This window comes from Pseudomonas meliae (assembly GCF_001400515.1).
Lineage (GTDB): Bacteria > Pseudomonadota > Gammaproteobacteria > Pseudomonadales > Pseudomonadaceae > Aquipseudomonas > Aquipseudomonas amygdali.
In genome coordinates, this window is the sequence record NZ_LJQT01000340.1 from 24736 (window position 1) to 28017 (window position 3282).

The 3282-nt window shown below is 62.6% G+C and carries 3 protein-coding genes; 1 reads left to right on the plus strand and 2 read right to left on the minus strand.

The window, feature by feature from the left end; translation table 11 throughout:
- Positions 1–87: 87 nt before the first annotated feature.
- On the minus strand, positions 88–381 hold the full coding sequence (locus ALO64_RS15860) for a hypothetical protein (RefSeq protein ID WP_002555356.1): 294 nt from the start codon (positions 379–381) through the stop codon (positions 88–90).
- A gap of 95 nt (positions 382–476) precedes the next feature.
- Here ALO64_RS15860 and pbpC point away from each other — a divergent pair, with 95 nt between their 5' ends.
- Positions 477–2825, plus strand: coding sequence for a peptidoglycan glycosyltransferase PbpC (gene pbpC / locus ALO64_RS15865; RefSeq protein WP_044345719.1), 2349 nt, complete (start codon positions 477–479; stop codon positions 2823–2825).
- 20 nt (positions 2826–2845) lie between these two features.
- Here pbpC and ALO64_RS15870 read toward each other — a convergent pair whose 3' ends face one another.
- Positions 2846–3253 (minus strand): response regulator, encoded by a 408-nt coding sequence (locus ALO64_RS15870; protein WP_002555358.1) that lies wholly within the window; start codon positions 3251–3253, stop codon positions 2846–2848.
- Between the last annotated feature and the right edge of the window lie 29 nt (positions 3254–3282).

Below are 3282 nucleotides of genomic sequence, written 5' to 3' on the forward strand. Positions count from 1 at the left end.
AGGATGTATCGTCAGGAATAGAGCCTTCGCGAACAAGTTCGCTCCCACAAGGGCACGCGCTTAAGGCGTGGAGACGGAGTTAGCGCATCAATGAATGATCCAGCTCAGCAACCACAGGCCCAGCGCCAGCCAGATGATCCCGAGGATGATCGAGGCGCGCATGAATGCCCGGACAGCCGAGTAAAGCAGCATCAGGCCGATGATCAGTGCGACGATGCTGATCAGTGAAGTGTCCATGCCCAGCGTGCGGGACAGGCCATCGACAAAATTTCCTCCAGCATGGGTAAACCCGTTGAACAACCACGCCAGACCGTCGACGAAGAAGCGAATCACCGCGCCGATGGCCTGCCCGAGCCATTCAAAAAAGCCTTCTACCTGCATATGTACGTCCTGATTGGGGTCGTGAAGAAAATGATCTGTCCGCTTTGGCCGTCGCAAGGCGTGTCAGGTTCCGTGGATCATAAAGGCTCTTTGCGTTGAAACCTGAATTTCTTCTGCGCCTGCGGCAAAAACTCAAGTGGCTGGCAGGCGCGATCATTCTGCTGATCGCCCTGCTTTGGCTGGCGGATCGCTTGTGGCCGTTGCCACTGCCCAAAGACGATCTGGCCCGCGTCGTACTGGCCGAGGACGGCACACCGCTGTGGCGCTTTGCCGATGCCAATGGCGTGTGGCGATATCCGGTCAGCAACGAGCAGGTTTCGCCTTATTACCTTGAAGCCCTGCTGACCTACGAAGACCGCTGGTTCTACAGCCATCCTGGCGTGAACCCGCTGGCGCTGGTGCGCGCCACCTGGCAAAACCTCAGTAGCGCGCGCGTGGTATCCGGTGGCAGTACGCTGTCAATGCAGGTGGCGCGGCTACTCGACCCGCACTCGCGAACCTTATCCGGCAAGTTTCGCCAGTTGTGGCGCACCTTGCAGCTTGAGTGGCATCTGTCCAAGGATGAAATCCTCAGCCTGTACCTCAATCGCGCACCATTCGGCGGAACGCTGCAAGGAGTGGCGGCGGCCAGCTGGGCGTATCTGGGCAAATCCCCACACAATCTGACTCGCGCCGAGGCTGCATTGCTGGCGGTGCTGCCACAGGCGCCCAGCCGTCTGCGTCCGGACCGTCATCCACAACGGGCGCAAGCTGCGCGCGACAAAGTGCTGAGGCGTCTCGCCGAGTTTCAGGTATGGCCGCAAGCCAGCGTGGACGAGGCTCTGGAAGAGCCGTTATGGCTGGCACCGCGACAGGAACCCAGTCTTGCGCCGCTGCTGGCCCGACGCCTTAATCGCCCCAACAGCCCACCGCTGATCCGCACCACGCTGGATGCCCCACTGCAACGGCGCATGGAAGACCTGCTGATGGGCTGGCGCGCGCGCCTTCCGGAACGGACCTCGGCAGCGATTCTGGTGGTCGAGGCAGAAAACATGGCCGTGCGCGCTTATGTGGGTTCAGTGGACATCAACGACGCCAAACGTTTCGGGCATGTGGACATGGTGACGGCGCTGCGTTCGCCCGGCTCCACCCTCAAGCCATTCCTGTACGGCATGGCATTGGATGCCGGACTGATTCACTCCGAATCACTGATGCAGGACGTCCCGCGTCGCTACGGTGACTACCGGCCGGGCAACTTCTCAACCGGTTTCGGCGGACCTGTGGCGGCCAGTTCGGCGCTGTCGATGTCGCTCAACCTGCCTGCCGTGCAGTTACTGGAGGTTTATGGGCCGAAACGCTTCGCCGCCGAACTGCGCAATGGCGGCGTACCGCTGACCCTGCCGCCGCTGGCCGAGCCGAATCTGGCGCTGATTCTGGGAGGTGCGGGCAGTCGGCTGGAGGATTTGGTGACGGGATACAGCGCCTTCGCTCGTGGCGGGCGAAGCGCCGATGTTCGATTGCAACCGCAGGACCGATTGCGCGAACGGCAGATGATGTCGCCAGGGGCCGCGTGGATCATCCGGCGCATCCTCAGCGGCCAGTCGCGTCCGGACATAGACCCGCGCGCCGAGCTGGTGCAGCGCCCGCAACTGGCTTGGAAGACCGGCACCAGCTATGGCTTCCGCGATGCGTGGGCGATTGGTGTGGGGCCGCGTTTTCTGGTCGGTGTATGGATCGGTCGCCCGGACGGCACACCGGTGCCGGGGCAGTTCGGGCTGGCGTCGGCAGCGCCACTGATGCTTCAGGTTCATGATGTGCTGGTCAATCGCGACAGCCAGCACGGGATCGCTGCGCCGGTGCAACCGGTGCCGCTGAATGTCGGCGTGGCAGCGATCTGCTGGCCGCTGGGGCAACCGATGAGCAAAAGCGACCCGAACTGCCGTCGACAGCGCTTCGCCTGGACACTGGACGGCACCACGCCGCCAACCTTGCAGGCGGCCGATCAACCGCTCGGCCTGGGCTTGCAGGAACGTGTCTGGATCAACGCCAAGGGGTTACGCGTGGCGGCCGGTTGCCCGGACGCTCAAGCGCAGGACATCGCGCTTTGGCCTGCCCCTCTGGAACCCTGGCTGCCCAGGGCCGAACGACGCGAAGCCCGCCTGCCACCCGCCGACCCGGACTGTCCACCACAGAACCTCAACCAGGCACCGCCGCTTAGCATCGTCGGCGTGCGCGAAGGCGACAACCTGCGCCTGCCAGCGAGCAGCCGTCAGGCGCTGCGCCTCAGACTCTCGGCCCTGGGCGGCAGCGGACATCGCTGGTGGTTCATTGACGGCGTGCCACTGGCGGACACCGACACCCGGCAAGACTTCACCCCGCCCCTTAGCAAACCGGGCCGTTATCAATTAAGCGTGCTGGACGAAAGCGGCCAGACCGCGAGGGTTGAATTCAGCGTGGTGGAGTGAAGGTTACGAAAACGCTGTGGTCACTGAACCTGAAAGATTTTCGGCTCGGGGAACAGGTTGTTGAGCGTTTCCAGCAGACGAACGTGGTAGATGGGTTTGCGGAACAGGTCCAGCACGTGCAGGCGCAACAGATCGCTGACGTCGTCCATGTCGGCGTGCCCAGAGGTCACGATGACAGGCAGGTGTTGACGCGACGTGTGCTCGCGCAGGTGGCGGATCAACTGGATACCGCTTTCCTCCGGCATCCGCAGATCGGTAATCACCAGCGCGATGTCCGGATGGGCTGTCAGCTGGTGCAGGGCCATTTTCACGGACGACGCCGTGAAACAGCAGAACCCCTCGCCTTCGAGCAGTTCTGCAAGCTCCTCGTTCGCGTCCTCTTCGTCATCAACCAACAGCAGCTGTTGGCGGGTAGGATGGACAGCCATTTTGACACCTTTAAGAGGGTGTAGACAAA

Coding starts and splice junctions, on each gene's coding strand:
- ALO64_RS15870 (WP_002555358.1), bottom strand. CDS start 3,253: ATGGCTGTCCATCCTACCCGCCAACAGCTGCTGTTGGTTGATGACGAA.
- ALO64_RS15860 (WP_002555356.1), bottom strand. CDS start 381: ATGCAGGTAGAAGGCTTTTTTGAATGGCTCGGGCAGGCCATCGGCGCG.